This window comes from Polaribacter litoreus (assembly GCF_054584775.1).
The window spans coordinates 52,463-67,198 of record NZ_JBTLRD010000011.1 but is presented as its reverse complement, the minus strand read 5'-3'; the positions used below and the strand labels follow the sequence as shown (position 1 = coordinate 67,198).

The following is a 14,736-nucleotide window of genomic DNA, read 5'->3' as shown; positions in this document are numbered from 1 at the left end:
ATGAACATTAAAGACCTTGTTAAAAAATATCATTCGAATAGAGAAGCATATCTAAAAGCGGACTACAACGAAACTCAACTTAGGACTGATTTTCTTGACCCATTATTTGAAATGCTTGGTTGGGATATTAAAAACTCGACTGGTAAAGCGACAAACGAACGTGAAGTTTTAGTAGAAGAAGGACTAAAAACAGATGCGAGTTCCAACACCAAAAAACCTGATTATACTTTTCGCCTTTTTTCAGAACGAAAATTCTTTTTAGAAGCTAAAAAGCCGAACGTAAAAATTGAAAGCGACAACGAACCTGCAAAGCAAATTCGTAGATACGGCTTTACTGCAAAACTTAAAATTTCAGTTTTATCCAATTTTGAATATTTGGCAATCTATGATTGCTCACGAAAAGTTGAAAAAGATGATTTAGTAACAAAATCTAGAATCAATCTATATCACTATACGGAATACGAATCCGCTTTTGAGGACATAAAAAAGCAATTAAGCAATCAAGCGGTTTATTCTGGAGAATTTGATGAAACTTGGAAAGAAATTGAAGAGCAATTAAAACTTTCAAGTGTAGATGATTTATTCCTTTCTCATATTAACGAATGGCGAATCGTTTTGGGCAAAGAAATTTACTCGCACAAACCTGACTTAAGTATAGAAGAGTTAAACGATATCGTTCAGTCTTATATCAATAGTATCATATTTTTAAGAGTTTGTGAAGACCGAAATTTAGAAACCTATAAAACACTTTTAAACTTTGCAGAAAATAATGATTTCACTTCGCTCATCAAAAAATTCAAAGAAGCCGACAAAAAATATAACGCAGGTTTATTTAATCAGCCTTTAACGGAAAAGGTAGTTTCTGATAGCTCTTCCGCATTTTGGGAAATAATCAAAGATTTATATTTCCCTGAAAGCACTTATTCCTTTTCAGTTTTTGCTTCTGACATATTGGGAAACATATATGAAATTTTTCTTGGAGAACAATTAGCAATAGAAAACGGACAAATTCTCTTAAAAAAGAAACCTGAAAATGTTGATAGAGATATTGTAACCACACCAACTTTCATCATTCAAGATATTCTAAGACAAACAGTTGTTGAACATTGCAAAAATAAAACTGACAAAGAAATTATAAATTCCTCATTTGCAGATATTGCTTGCGGTTCTGGTGCATTTTTATTAGAAACTTATCAATTATTACAGGATATTCTCATTGATTATTACTTGGTAAATGATAATAAAAAACTAATTCAAACATCAATAACTACTTTCAAATTACCTTTTGAAATCAAAAAGAAAGTTTTAGAGAATTGTATTTTTGGTATTGACAAAGATTACAATGCTGTTCAAGCCTGTAAATTTGGTTTACTATTGAAACTTCTTGAAAATGAAAATAATAAAACTATAACAACGCCTGCATTACCAACTCTTGACCAAAATATTCAGTTCGGAAATAGCTTAATTGAACAATCTGAAACCAACAAAAAAAATCAAAACGAAATAAATCCTTTTAATTTCGACAAAACTCGTTTTGATGTAATCGTTGGTAATCCGCCATATTTAGCGACAGAGCATATGAAAGAGTTTACGCCTCTTGAACTGCCTATTTACAAATCGAAATTTAAATCATCTTTTAAGCAATTCGATAAGTATTTTCTTTTCATTGAAAGAGGTTTGGAACTTTTGAAAGATAGCGGATATTTTGGCTATATAGTTCCAAGCAAGTTTGCAAAAGTTGGAGCTGGAAAAAAACTGAGAGAATTACTTGTCGATAATAAAGCCATTCAACAAATAATATCCTTTGGTGCAAATCAAGTTTTTCAGAATAAAACTACTTACACTTGCCTTTTAATTCTCAAAAAAGAAAAGCTAGAACAACTCAAATATCTTGAGGTAAACTCAATCAAAAATTGGAAAACAAGAAATATTGGAAAGGAACATTTTGACGAATTCAAAATAGATTCTTTAGAAGCAGATGGTTGGGTGCTTTATCCAAGTATCTTAAAACCAATATACACATCAATTGTTTCACAATCTAAGAAATTAGAGGAGCTTATTGGTTCTGAAAACATATACAATGGCATTCAAACAAGTGCCAATAGCGTTTATATTCATTCGATAGAAAAAGAAGATAAACACTTTCTTTATTTCAAAAAAGATGGTGTTCAATGGAAAGTTGAGAAAACATTAACTAGACCTTATTTCAAGACTTCTAGCGGAGAAGATAATTTATATACTTATCGCCCATTTTCGCCAAACTCATTTGTTATTTATCCTTATTTAAAAACTAAAAAAGGAATTGAGTTTGTAGAAATAGCTGATTTAAAAGCTAATTATCCTGAAACATACAAATTTTTACATCACTACAAGGATAAACTTGATAACGATAAGCGAGACATTAAACCTGAACCTCAGACAAAAAATGAATGGTATAGATATGGTAGACATCAAAGTTTAGACAAATGTGATGTACCTGCAAAAATCATTGTTGGAGTATTAGCACAAGGCAATAAATATGCAATTGACTATTTTGGAACTTTAATATCTTCTGGTGGTACAGCAGGTTATTGTATGATTACTCTACCTGATAACTTTCCTTATTCAATCTACTACATTCAAGCTTTATTGAACTCTAAATATTTAGAATGGTTTTCTGCACTAATTGGAGAAGTATTCAGAGGTGGTTATATCGCAAGAGGTACTAAAGTGCTCAAAAAGCTACCAATTAGGCTTATTGATTTTGACACAAAATCGGAGAAAGATATTCACGATAAAATCTCAAAAATTCAAAAAGAATTAATTGATGTTCAAAGAAAAATAGATGATAGTAAAGGAAATAAAAGAACATTAATTCCTTTACAACGTCAGTTTAACAGCTTAAAATATGAACTAGACGACACACTTAAAACTTTGTTTAACTTGGGAGAATCCGATAACCTTATCCCTCTAATTTCTGAGATTTATGCAACTAATTAAAGAAGCATCAAAGGAAAAATTAAGGGGTGGATTCTATACACCAGAACCAATTGCATCATTTGTTTTAAAATGGGCATTTAACGAGAATAAACAACTTGATATTTTAGAACCGAGTTGTGGAGATGGCGTATTCCTTAAAGAAATACAAAAAGGCGGTTATGAATATAATTCTGTTACTGCAATAGAGTTTGACAAAATTGAAGCTGAAAAGTCTAAGAAAATTGGCTTGGACAATACCAAAGTTATCAATGCCGACTTTCACGATTTCTGCATTAACACCAAACAAAAATTTGATTTGGTAGTTGGAAATCCACCTTACATTCGTTATCAATATTTTGACAGAGAACAACAAGAATTTGCTTCTAACATTTTTGACAAAGCAAAACTAAAATATTCTAAACTAACCAATGCTTGGGTTTCATTTGTTGTTGGTTCTTCTCTACTTTTAAAAGAAGAAGGCAAAATCGGATTTGTATTACCAGCCGAAATACTACAAGTTTCTTATGCTCAACCTTTACGAGAGTTTTTAGCTAATTTTTATAATAAAATAAACATTGTTTCTTTCGAAAAGTTAGTCTTTCCAGATATTCAGCAAGAAGTAGTTTTATTGTTATGCGAGAAAAATAAATCTAAAACACATTTAATAGAACACCTAGAATTGAAAGATGCAGAAGAACTTGAAAAACTAGATGTATCTAAATTAAAAAGCCCAAAAAAGAAAATTGATTTCAAATCAAACAAATGGACTTTTTATTTCCTTGAACAAAATGAAATTGATTTTTTAGAAAAACTTCAAAACGAAAAAATAATTCCAAGACTTAAAGAATACGCAAAAGTAGAAGTCGGAATTACAACAGGTTCAAATCCATTTTTTACAGTTCCGCTTTCTATCGTACAATTCTACAACTTAGAAAAGTATGCAAAACCATTAGTTGGTAGAAGTGTACAAGTTCCAAGTGCTATTTTCACAGAAAAAGATTGGATTAAAAATAGAAACTCGGAAGCGCGAACACACTTTTTATCATTCCCGAAAATGGACGAACTAAATGGCTCAATTGGAGCTAGAGATTATATTGCTTGGGGAGAGCAAAAGAAAATACACAGAGGTTATAAATGTAGCATTCGTGATGAATGGCAAATTGTGCCTTCACAAAGAATTTCAGACGCTTTGTTTATTCGCAGAAACAATAAGTATCCAAAGTTAATAATTAATGAAGCAAAAGCTTTTACAACAGATACTATGCACAGAGTAACCGTAAAAGAACAAACAAATATAAAAGCGTTGACAGCTAGTTACTACAATTCTCTATCATTTGCGTTTGCTGAGATTTGTGGGAGAAGTCACGGTGGAGGAGTTTTGGAATTAATGCCAAACGAAGTGGAAAGAATCCTCTTGCCTTACAATGAAAAGAATGCGGAATTACTGCCAATTATTGACAAAATGATTCGTGAAAAGAAAGACATATCCGAATTACTGAAACTTACTAACGAAAAAATATTAAAAGAAAATTACGGCTTGACAAATACAGAAATCGACTTGGCGGACAGTATATGGAAAAAGCTATCGAACCGAAGATTGAATAGAGGAAAAAAATAGCCAACGCTAACTTTTAAACTAAACAAAAAAACCCAAAAGCAGACACCAGTAGTTTAGAAAAAGAAATAGACCAAATGGTGTATACATTATATGGTTTAACAGAAGAAGAAATTGCAATTGTTGAGAACTCTTAAGATTCACAAACACAATAAAACAATAAAAAAGTGCTGCGCTAAATTGCAATTGTAGAGGCTAGTTAGTCATTGCGCATGTTCTAAACTTGTTTCAGAAACTCACGTAGCAATCTTTCAATATTTTTAAAATTACGAAAAGATAATAAATCAGAAAATAAGATTGTAGGTGTTAATAAAAATGAAAATATGGGAAATAAAGCTACAACAATTGAAGAACAAATTGAGATACTAAAAAAAGGGGACTTATTTTTGATACAGGAGAAGAAAAAGCAAAAGAAGTACTTTTAGATATAGGTTATTATAGGTTAGGTTTTTATTGGTCTCCTTTTGAAGTGGACGCAAAACATAATCTATTAACGAACACAAAATTTTCAACAGTTTTACAATTATATTATTTAGATGTTGATTTAAAAAATATTTTAGTTAAGGCTTTAAACAGGATAGAAATTAATTTTAAAACACAGTTAATTTATTACGCTTCTAACAAATATAATAATGATGCAGTTTGGTTCTCTAATCCTAAAATTGTTAAAAACAGTTTTGTAGAAGGTTTTTATAATTTTTATAACAAGAATATAAAAACCATTAACAATAAACCAATACAGAAGCATCATTTAAAATATAAAAATCATAAGTACGCACCTGCTTGGAAAACTATTGAGTTTATGTCGTTAGGTAGCACTATTAAACTATATGATGCATTACTCAATGAATCATTAAAAAGAAAGATAGCAAAACAGTACAATGTATTAAGTTTGCAAAATTTTAAAAACTACTTAAAAACCATTAGATTCATAAGAAATATTTGTGCTCATAGTGATTTATTATTCGACTCTAATACTAGCTTTACAATTTTAAGTTCTCCACAAATACCAATAGAGAATGATAAAACACATTGTCTAGATACTGCTATTAGGGTGATACTTTATTTTTTAAAACAAATTTCCTTGAAGAGATATTTAGAATATAAAGATGACATTAATATAGTTATTGAAAAGAATTCTAAAAATAAAACCATAAAAGAAATAATTGAAACAAGAATACGATATAAAATAAAATAGTAAGAATAATTTGTAGATACTTATTTATTTCGTAATTTTGTAATAGTGCCCAGCCAAACGTAAGCTCTTGGTGATGCACTTAAAAATATTGAAAAATAGCCCAGTCGTTCGCACTGGGTTTTTTATTTTCTGTTTTTAAAACTTGAAGAAGTTGAAAGTTAAACAACGTTTATATTAAATTAAGTTGTTTAAAAACAAAATCCTCAGTAAAAGACCGAGGAATGTTGCCGACCGGGAAATGCCCAATCCAGTATTTTTGAAAATTACCCCAATTAAAAAACCGAGGATTTTGTTGCGGCCCTATTAAAGCAAACGGCTTTAATCGAGTCGACTTAATTTCTTATACATACAAAGTTAGTAAAATTTAAATAAAATATTGCAATTTTAATGCCAAATCATTAAATATAAAAGATTTAAAGAGAAAAAAATACCGAATGCTGCAATAAATGCGATGGTACATAAATTATATGGTTTAACAGCAAAAGAAATCTTAATCGTTGAAAACGCTTAAGATTCACAAACACAATAAAAACAATAAAAAAGTGGTGCGCTAAATTGCTATTGTAGAGAATAGTTAGTCATTGCGCTTGTTCTGAACTTGTTTCAGAAACTCACGTAGCAATCTCTTACAAACAGAAAAAGAAAGTTAAAAAGAATTCATATGCAAAACAACCAACAAAACATCATTATTTACAACACAGCAGATGGCAAAGCATCTGTTAGTTTATATACAAAAGACGGCAATGTTTGGATGAATCAAAGTCAACTTGCAGAACTTTTTGACACCTCTAAGCAAAACATAGGTCAACACATATCTAAAATACTAGAAGATAAAGAGTTAATTGAAAATTCAGTTGTAAAGAATTACTTTACAACTGCCCAAGATGGTAAAGAATACAATGTTACTTTTTATGCCTTAGATATGATTTTGGCTATTGGGTTTAGAGTACGTAGCAAACGAGGTACACAATTTAGAATTTGGGCAAATCAAAACCTTAAAGAATATATGATTAAGGGTTTTGTAATGGATGATGAACGCTTAAAAAATCCTGATGGCAGACCCGATTATTTTGATGAATTACTGGCACGTATTAGAGAGGTTAGAGCCTCAGAAAAACGTTTCTATCAAAAAGTAAGAGATTTATTTGCATTAAGTAGCGATTACGACACTACAGACAAAGCTACACAAATGTTTTTTGCAGAAACACAAAATAAATTACTCTATGCAGTAACCCATAAAACAGCAGCAGAATTAGTACTTGCAAGAGCAAATGCAAAAGACCCAAATATGGCATTAACTACTTGGAAAGGTAATCAAGTACGAAAACAAGACATCTTTATTGCAAAAAATTATTTAAATGAAGATGAGTTAGATTCTTTAAATAGGTTGGTAGTAATCTTTTTAGAAACAGCAGAACTACGAGCAAAAAATCGTGTAGACATTACAATGAAATTCTGGAAAGAAAATGTAGATAAAGTACTAGAGTTTAACGACCAAAAAGTGTTAAAAGGTTTGGGCGCTATTTCTAACAAGCAAATGGAAGAAAAAGTAAGAAAAATATATGCTGAATTCGATACCAACAGAAAAATTGAAGAAGCAAAAAAAGAAGATGCAATAGAATTAGAAGAAATAGAAAAATTACTAAAAAAGAAAAAATAAAACACAAAAAAGCTCTAAATGTTATTTCGTATCGTATGTCATTGTGCATGTTCTAAACTTGTTTCAGAAACTCACGTAGCAATCTCACAACCGCAATAAAAAGCTTGCTTTACTTCTGCCTCTCTTTGGCGATATTCTAAAGGTTCTCAATAGCATAAAAATAGCAACGATATAAAGAAACAAATAATAACGGACCTAACAAAGAACAAGTAACCTTAATTCTGTTGCACAAAAAAGAGGCTATCTAAAAAGTAGCCTCTTTAAATTAAACACTGGACATTAAAATAACTGTTTTGGTTTACTTAGTTTTTAAGTAAATCTAAATTACGATTCCAGCGAATATCTGCAGTACCTCCTTTACATCTGTAAGCCCCAATACGAATTCTTGTTTCTACAGGCTCTGCTGTTTGACCATTTGTATTTTGTGTAGATATTTCATGCGTTTTAGTAACCCCGTTTATTGTATAGATTACTCGTTGTCTTTTTCTGTTATTGCTGGTATAAAATTCCGTTTTTATATCTACGTTAAAATCTGTATTTCGTTTTACTGTGGTAATATAAACCATTCTTCTTCCAGAAGTTCCAGACCCACCTCTCTTTCTTACCAATTCTGCATAAATTTTAAAATCTTTTACTTTTCCATTTTGTAGAATAATACTGCCTGTTCCAGAATTATTTCTTTTGGGTTTTGCTACAAACAAAACAATTGCCGGATCTTGTGATTCTCCTAAATCTGTTCGTAAATTCGTATGCTTTCCTTTTACTTGCGCAATGTAGGTTCCATCTCCATCATTTACAGCGCTATCGCTAATATTATCAGTTACGCTACCTGCACTATTAATTCTAACTGTGCTTGTAACTTGTAGGTATTTATCATTTGCAAAATTTTGTTTAGGGCTGGTTCGCTCCATTCTAACTTGTAGTGTGCCTGGACCACTATTATCCGCTGAATTTAGCTTGTAAACTCCAAAATTATTGTACTGATAATAATCATGAGAACAACTTCTATCATCAATTTCTGTATTGATATCATCATTATAATCAGTACCTGAAATGGCATCTATAGGCATATAATTATTAGTATCACACGTTCCTTTAGCTAACGGTGTAATATTATTTTTGGTAGAAGAAGGATTGGCTTCCATTAGTAATCCGTCGTTCTCTTGTTCGCAAGAAATTAAAGTTGTAAACGCTACAGCAACTGCCATTAGCTCTAGTTTAATGTTAAAATTTTTCATTTTATTAGATTTGTTTATAGTTGTCTTAAAACTAGAGTCAATAAAAGTTTGTAACATCCTGTGCTATCCTGTGCAATTAAAAACACGCTCTATTTTACTTGATTTACCGTTAAAACTATGCAAAAAAACCTATAATAGTTTTTATACCTCTTTAAACAATGTATTTAAAAGCTGCTTATCTATATTTTATAACCAAAAAAGCCTCGCTAATGCGAGGCTTTTTAATGTAATTTATGTTGTATAAAATTATGCTAACACTTCACTTACTTTATCAGCAGCTTCTTGAAATTCTGTTGCAGAAATAATTTCCATTCCTGAATTGTCAATCAATTCTTTTGCTTCTTTCGCATTTGTACCTTGCAATCTACAAATAATAGGTACTGTAATTTTATCGCCCATATTTTGGTAAGCGTCTACAACACCTTGCGCTACTCTATCACAGCGTACTATACCTCCAAAAATATTCACTAAAATTGCTTTTACGTTTGGATCTTTTAAAATGATACCAAAAGCAGTTTCTACCCTTTGTGCATCTGCAGTACCACCAACATCTAAAAAGTTAGCAGGCTCACCACCAGATTCTTTAATCAAATCCATAGTTCCCATTGCTAAACCAGCTCCGTTAACCATACAACCAACGTTTCCATCTAAATCTACATAGTTTAAACCTGCAGCTTTTGCTTCAACTTCAATTGGGTTTTCTTCACGTAAATCGCGCATTGCTGCATAATCTTTATGACGGAATAATGCATTTTCATCTAAAGAAACTTTAGCATCAACAGCCATAATTTTAGAATCCGAAGTTTTTAACACAGGATTAATTTCAAACATAGAAGAATCTGACTTAATATAAGCTGTATATAAAGCTGTAACAAATTTTGTCATTTCTTTAAATGCAACACCAGACAAACCTAAGTTAAACGCTACTTTACGTGCCTGAAAAGGCATTAACCCTAATAAAGGATCAATTTCTTCTGTAAAAATTAAATGTGGCGTTTCTTCTGCAACTGTTTCAATATCCATTCCACCTTCAGTAGAATACATAATCATGTTTTTACCAGTAGCTCTGTTTAATAGAACAGACATATAGTATTCATCTGGTTCTTCATCACCTGGATAATACACATCTTCTGCAACTAAAACTTGATTTACCAATTTACCCTCTGCAGAAGTTTGTGGCGTAATCAACATCATTCCTAAAATATCATCAGAAATACTTTCTACTTGCTCTAAGTTTTTAGCTAGTTTAACACCACCACCTTTTCCTCGCCCACCAGCGTGAACTTGTGCCTTAATAACGTGCCAGCCTGTGCCAGTTTCTTCTGTTAGCTTTTTTGCTGCCTCCACTGCTTCTGCAGGAGTACTCGCAACGATTCCTCTTTGTATTCTAACACCAAAACTATTTAATATTTCTTTTCCTTGATATTCGTGTAAGTTCATTTGTATTGTGTTTTATGACGCAAGCAAAAATACAAATTCAAAAATTAAAGCTAATAAATATTTTAATAAAATTAACTAGCGCATAAAATTGAATTAAAACAACTCTTAAAGCACTAAAATAAAGCCCATTAAACCTATTACTTTACTTTTAAAATACGCTATTTTTTTATTTTAAGATTTTATTAACAACCCTAAACTGTAACACATCACAAGTTCTGGGGTCTTTAGTGCAATGAACATCATTTTGTGATTTTATGGTTTAGATAAAGCGTAAAAAAGCAAAGTTTATAAAAACACCAATCAACCAAGAATACATGTTTAAAAAAATTGTACTACTACTAATTGTAATAGGTAACACGCAACTATTGCTATCTCAAAACCAAAAAAAACGTAAAACCGTAAAAACCACAAGAGTTGCAAAAGCTCCTAAAATTGATGGAATTTTAAATGATGATGCTTGGAAAGATGCAGAATTACTCACAGATTTTGTAATTTTTAGACCCGAAAACGGACAATTGGTAACTAAAGCATACCAAACCATAGTAAATGTGGTTTATGATGATGATGCAGTTTACATTGCCGCCCAAATGAATGATCCTGACCCCAAAAATATACCTAGTGAATTTGCGGTAAGAGATAATTTTGGTATTGCCGATTTTTTTTTAGTAACCATTAACCCAAATGATGATGGGCAAAATCCATTTGAATTCATTGTGCAAGCTACAGGTAACCAAGCAGATGCTAAAGTTTCTAATGGGAATGAGGATTTTGATTGGAGTGCAGTTTGGGATAGTGCTGTGAAAATTACTGATAAAGGCTGGAATGTAGAGATGGAAATACCCTACAGAGCCATTCGTTTTGCAAACAGACCTGTACAATCTTGGGGTTTTAATTTTCATAGAAGATTAGAAAAATTAAATCAACAACATACCTGGACACATGTGGATAATACTGTGGGGCGTTGGACGCAGTATGATGGATTAATTACTGATTTTAGAGATATTAAACCCTCTACAAGACTAAATTTATACCCTTACGCATCTGCAGTAACCAATACTTTTGAAGGAGTTACAAATTTTGATTGGAATGTGGGTATGGACATTAAATATGGTTTAACAGAAAACTTTACTTTAGATGCTACTTTAATACCCGATTTTAGTCAAGTTGGTTTTGATGATGTGGTTTTAAATTTAGGGCCTTTTGAACAACGTTTTACAGAACAACGCCAATTTTTTACAGAAGGTACAGAACTGTTTAATATTGCAAACCTGTTTTATTCTAGAAGAATTGGAGGCCCACCTATTGATCAATTTAACATTACAACAACAACTGCTGATGATGAAGAAATTATTGATTATCCTAATAAAGTAACCATGCTAAATGCAGTTAAAATATCTGGGAGAACAAAAAATGGTTTAGGAATTGGTTTTTTTAATGCCATAACAGAACGAACAGAAGCTACAGTAAGAAATAACAGTACTGGAAATACAAGAAAAGAAGTTATTGACCCTTTTACCAATTACAATATTGTTGTGTTAGATCAGCAGTTTAATCAAAACTCAAGTGTGTCATTAATCAATACTAACGTAACCAGAGATGGGCGTTTTAGAGATGCCAATGTTACTGCTTTAGATTGGCATATAGAAACTAAAGATAGCAAATACAATGCAGACGGTTCTGTTAGAATGAGCAACATTACTGATGATGAAAATAGCCCAAACACAGGCTATACCTTTGACAATAGTTTTGGTTACGACTTCGAAAATTGGTTTTGGGAAATTGGCTATAATTTTGAAAACAAAGACTTTGATAATAATGATTTGGGTATTTTATTTACCAATAACCAACAAACCATTTACGGAAACTTTGGTTGGCGAACGGTACAGCCCACTAAAAATTTTAATAACATTTGGGTAAACTCTTATCACAATGTAAACTTTCAGCATTTTTCTGGAGTGTATACAGGGTATTTTTCAGGCATTGGGGGTAGTGCACAAACAAGAGAGCGCTTTTCATTTGGGGCTAATTTAAACTACAGTTCAGAAGAAAAAGATTTTTTTGAACCTAGACAAGGTACAACAAGTGGTATTTTCTTTTTACAACCAGAAAGAACCAATGTAAACGCTTGGTTTGAAACAAACTCTCAGAAAAAATTTGAATTGAGTGCAAATGCTTACTATACAGGCTATAGCAACAATCCAAAAGAAGGTTATGGATACAGCCTTGGTTTAAGGCATCGTTTTAACAATCAATTTTCGTTACGTTATAATTTACGTTTTAACCAAACGAATGACGATCAGGGCTATGTAGACCAAACAGCCGATCATATTATTTTTGGTTTTAGAGATCGTAAAAATTACACAAATACCATTTCAGGGAAGTATAGTTTTAGTACCAATTCATCACTCTCATTAAGTTTTAGACATTTTTGGGAATCTGTGAGTTACAATAGTTATGCAAACCTGTTTTCAAATGGTCAAATATATCCTAACACCAGTTACACAGGGAATAATGTGAATTTTAATAGCTGGAATTTAGACTTAAATTATATTTGGCAATTTGCACCTGGTAGCCAATTGATTGCTTTTTATAGAAATTCCATTTTTAATTCAGATACCAATGCTAATATCGATTTCTTTGGCAATTTAGAAAACCTTTTCATTCAATCTCAAAGGCATACGATTTCTGTTCGTTTTGTGTATTTTATTGATTATAATAGGCTAAAAAATTTATTTAAAAGAACCTAAAATGTAAACAAAACCAACGCGCACAACACATTTTTTGTGCAGCTCTAAACATCAATTTTAAAATAAATATTTGTTAATGTGCTCCGTTTTTAAACTTTGCTAAAAAAACTTAGTGTTACTGTGTTTAAAAACTACGTTTAAAAAATTTCTTTTTTATAACTTCGTGTTTCGATACAAAAACTATGATTGTTACAAAAAATATCCATAAATATTATGGTGATGTTGAAGTTTTAAAAGGGGTAGATTTAGAAATTAAAAAAGGAGAAATTGTGGCTATTGTTGGCCCTTCTGGTGCTGGAAAAACAACTTTATTACAAATTCTAGGCACGCTAGACCAACCGTTAAAAGAACAAGATTTTGAGTTATCTATCAATCATACGTCTCTTAAAAATGCATCCGAAAAACAATTATCAGAATTTAGAAACCAACAAATAGGCTTTATTTTTCAATTTCATCAATTATTACCAGAGTTTACAGCTTTAGAAAATGTGTGTATTCCTGCTTTTATTGCCAAAAAATCTAAAAAAGAAACAGAAAGTAGAGCTAAAGAATTACTCGATTTTTTAGGATTATCACACAGAATACATCACAAACCAAATGAACTTTCTGGAGGCGAACAACAAAGGGTAGCTGTAGCCAGAGCATTGATTAACAACCCTGCTGTTATTTTAGCAGATGAACCTAGTGGAAACCTAGATAGTACTTCTGCCAAAAATTTACACAAACTTTTTTTTACACTACGTGATAAATTTGGGCAAACCTTTGTTTTAGTTACTCATAATGAAGAGTTGGCAACTATGGCAGATAGAAAACTAACCATGAAAGATGGTAAAATCTTATAAAAAGTTATGATAAAAAAATTGCTCCTTTTTTTAGTATTCCTAGCATGCTTTTCTTGTGCTTCTGTTTTTAATAAAGAAACAACGGTTGTACATATATCCTCAGATAAAGCCGGTAAAATTGTATATCAACAAGATACGTTGCAGGTACATCAAAAAGAAATAAAAATTACACCAAGGCGACGCAATCGAGTTTTAAAAATTAAGGTTCTTAAAGACAGTTTGCAAAGAGATTTTTATTTAGAACCAAAATTATCTAAACTATATTGGGCAAATCTTATTAATAATTATGGAATTGGTATGCTTATCGATTTAACCAACAACAAACGTTTTACCTATCAACATAACTTACATTTTGTAACAGATAGCGCTACGAATCAAATTGTTATTGAAACTAAAAAAGTTACTGCAATACCTAAAAATACTTTTTTGGTATACACCTCGCCTTTACAGTTTTTAGATTTTTTTAACGAACCTATGGGAACCCTTGGTGCTGAATACTTTTTTATGAAAAACATAAGTTTAAGTGGAGAGTATGGTTTTAGAAATTCATCGTTTTACAACAGAGATTACAATTTTGGGTTCTTAGATGAAAAAGCAAGTGTTTTTAGAATTGAAACAAAGTGGTACAATGCTATAAACCTCACCAAAAATGTTCTTTTAAATGAATATTTGAGTTTAGAGTACAGGCAATTAAATAGTAATTATCATGATAATCTTACTTATTATTTCAAAGATTATTCATTAGGAAATGGACCAATAAATGATGATTTTGCCACTCAAAAAACAGTAAGTATTGTAAATTTTAAATATGGGATATTAGTGCCTTTAGGTAAAAAAATGTATTTCGATTTTTATACTGGTTTTGGTATTCGCACAAAAAAATTCGATCATATCAATTTAGAGTATAACAAACAAATACATCAAATTAATTTCAGTGATGACCTTTCGCTTTTTGATATAAGAGAATTTAAAGATTACAACCAAAAATCGTTTTTAAATTATTCATTAGGCTTTAAATTCGGTATAAAACTATAACGT

General features: G+C 31.0%; 9 protein-coding genes. 7 read left to right on the top strand and 2 right to left on the bottom strand.

Going from position 1 to position 14,736, the window contains the following annotated elements; translation table 11 throughout:
- The 4 genes from ACW9UN_RS11100 to ACW9UN_RS11085 all read left to right on the top strand — a co-directional run bounded on the left by ACW9UN_RS11100 (position 1) and on the right by ACW9UN_RS11085 (position 7,431).
- Positions 1-2,979, top strand: a complete 2,979-nt coding sequence (locus tag ACW9UN_RS11100; protein ID WP_459486334.1) for an Eco57I restriction-modification methylase domain-containing protein — start codon at positions 1-3, stop codon at positions 2,977-2,979.
- On the top strand, positions 2,966-4,576 hold the full coding sequence (locus tag ACW9UN_RS11095) for an Eco57I restriction-modification methylase domain-containing protein (RefSeq protein ID WP_459486333.1): 1,611 nt from the start codon (positions 2,966-2,968) through the stop codon (positions 4,574-4,576). Before ACW9UN_RS11100 ends, ACW9UN_RS11095 begins: the two co-directional genes overlap by 14 nt.
- Before the next feature lie 379 nt (positions 4,577-4,955).
- The gene (locus tag ACW9UN_RS11090) at positions 4,956-5,771 is read left to right on the top strand and encodes an Abi family protein (RefSeq protein ID WP_459486444.1); all 816 of its coding nucleotides are present in this window, start codon (positions 4,956-4,958) and stop codon (positions 5,769-5,771) included.
- A gap of 661 nt (positions 5,772-6,432) precedes the next feature.
- Positions 6,433-7,431, top strand: a complete 999-nt coding sequence (locus ACW9UN_RS11085; RefSeq protein WP_459486332.1) for a virulence RhuM family protein — start codon at positions 6,433-6,435, stop codon at positions 7,429-7,431.
- Positions 7,432-7,733: 302 nt separating this feature from the next.
- Here ACW9UN_RS11085 and ACW9UN_RS11080 read toward each other — a convergent pair whose 3' ends face one another.
- Together ACW9UN_RS11080 and sucC are read right to left on the bottom strand one after the other, a co-directional pair.
- Positions 7,734-8,669, bottom strand: coding sequence for a hypothetical protein (locus tag ACW9UN_RS11080; protein WP_459486331.1), 936 nt, complete (start codon positions 8,667-8,669; stop codon positions 7,734-7,736).
- 246 nt (positions 8,670-8,915) lie between these two features.
- Positions 8,916-10,109, bottom strand: coding sequence for an ADP-forming succinate--CoA ligase subunit beta (gene sucC, locus ACW9UN_RS11075; protein ID WP_459486330.1), 1,194 nt, complete (start codon positions 10,107-10,109; stop codon positions 8,916-8,918).
- A 314-nt stretch (positions 10,110-10,423) separates the two neighbouring features.
- On the opposite strand from sucC, the gene ACW9UN_RS11070 reads away from it, so the two are divergent.
- From ACW9UN_RS11070 to ACW9UN_RS11060, 3 genes are all read left to right on the top strand, one after another.
- On the top strand, positions 10,424-12,856 hold the full coding sequence (locus tag ACW9UN_RS11070; protein ID WP_459486329.1) for a DUF5916 domain-containing protein: 2,433 nt from the start codon (positions 10,424-10,426) through the stop codon (positions 12,854-12,856).
- 182 nt (positions 12,857-13,038) lie between these two features.
- Positions 13,039-13,698 (top strand): ABC transporter ATP-binding protein, encoded by a 660-nt coding sequence (locus ACW9UN_RS11065; RefSeq protein ID WP_459486328.1) that lies wholly within the window; start codon positions 13,039-13,041, stop codon positions 13,696-13,698.
- 6 nt (positions 13,699-13,704) lie between these two features.
- Positions 13,705-14,733 (top strand): hypothetical protein, encoded by a 1,029-nt coding sequence (locus ACW9UN_RS11060; protein ID WP_459486327.1) that lies wholly within the window; start codon positions 13,705-13,707, stop codon positions 14,731-14,733.
- Positions 14,734-14,736 lie beyond the last annotated feature (3 nt).

Bases quoted from the DNA above. Each gene is read 5' to 3' on its own strand.
- ACW9UN_RS11100 (WP_459486334.1), top strand. From the start codon at position 1: ATGAACATTAAAGACCTTGTTAAAAAATATCATTCGAATAGAGAAGCA.
- ACW9UN_RS11095 (WP_459486333.1), top strand. From the start codon at position 2,966: ATGCAACTAATTAAAGAAGCATCAAAGGAAAAATTAAGGGGTGGATTC.
- ACW9UN_RS11085 (WP_459486332.1), top strand. From the start codon at position 6,433: ATGCAAAACAACCAACAAAACATCATTATTTACAACACAGCAGATGGC.
- ACW9UN_RS11080 (WP_459486331.1), bottom strand. From the start codon at position 8,669: ATGAAAAATTTTAACATTAAACTAGAGCTAATGGCAGTTGCTGTAGCG.
- sucC (WP_459486330.1), bottom strand. From the start codon at position 10,109: ATGAACTTACACGAATATCAAGGAAAAGAAATATTAAATAGTTTTGGT.
- ACW9UN_RS11070 (WP_459486329.1), top strand. From the start codon at position 10,424: ATGTTTAAAAAAATTGTACTACTACTAATTGTAATAGGTAACACGCAA.
- ACW9UN_RS11065 (WP_459486328.1), top strand. From the start codon at position 13,039: ATGATTGTTACAAAAAATATCCATAAATATTATGGTGATGTTGAAGTT.
- ACW9UN_RS11060 (WP_459486327.1), top strand. From the start codon at position 13,705: ATGATAAAAAAATTGCTCCTTTTTTTAGTATTCCTAGCATGCTTTTCT.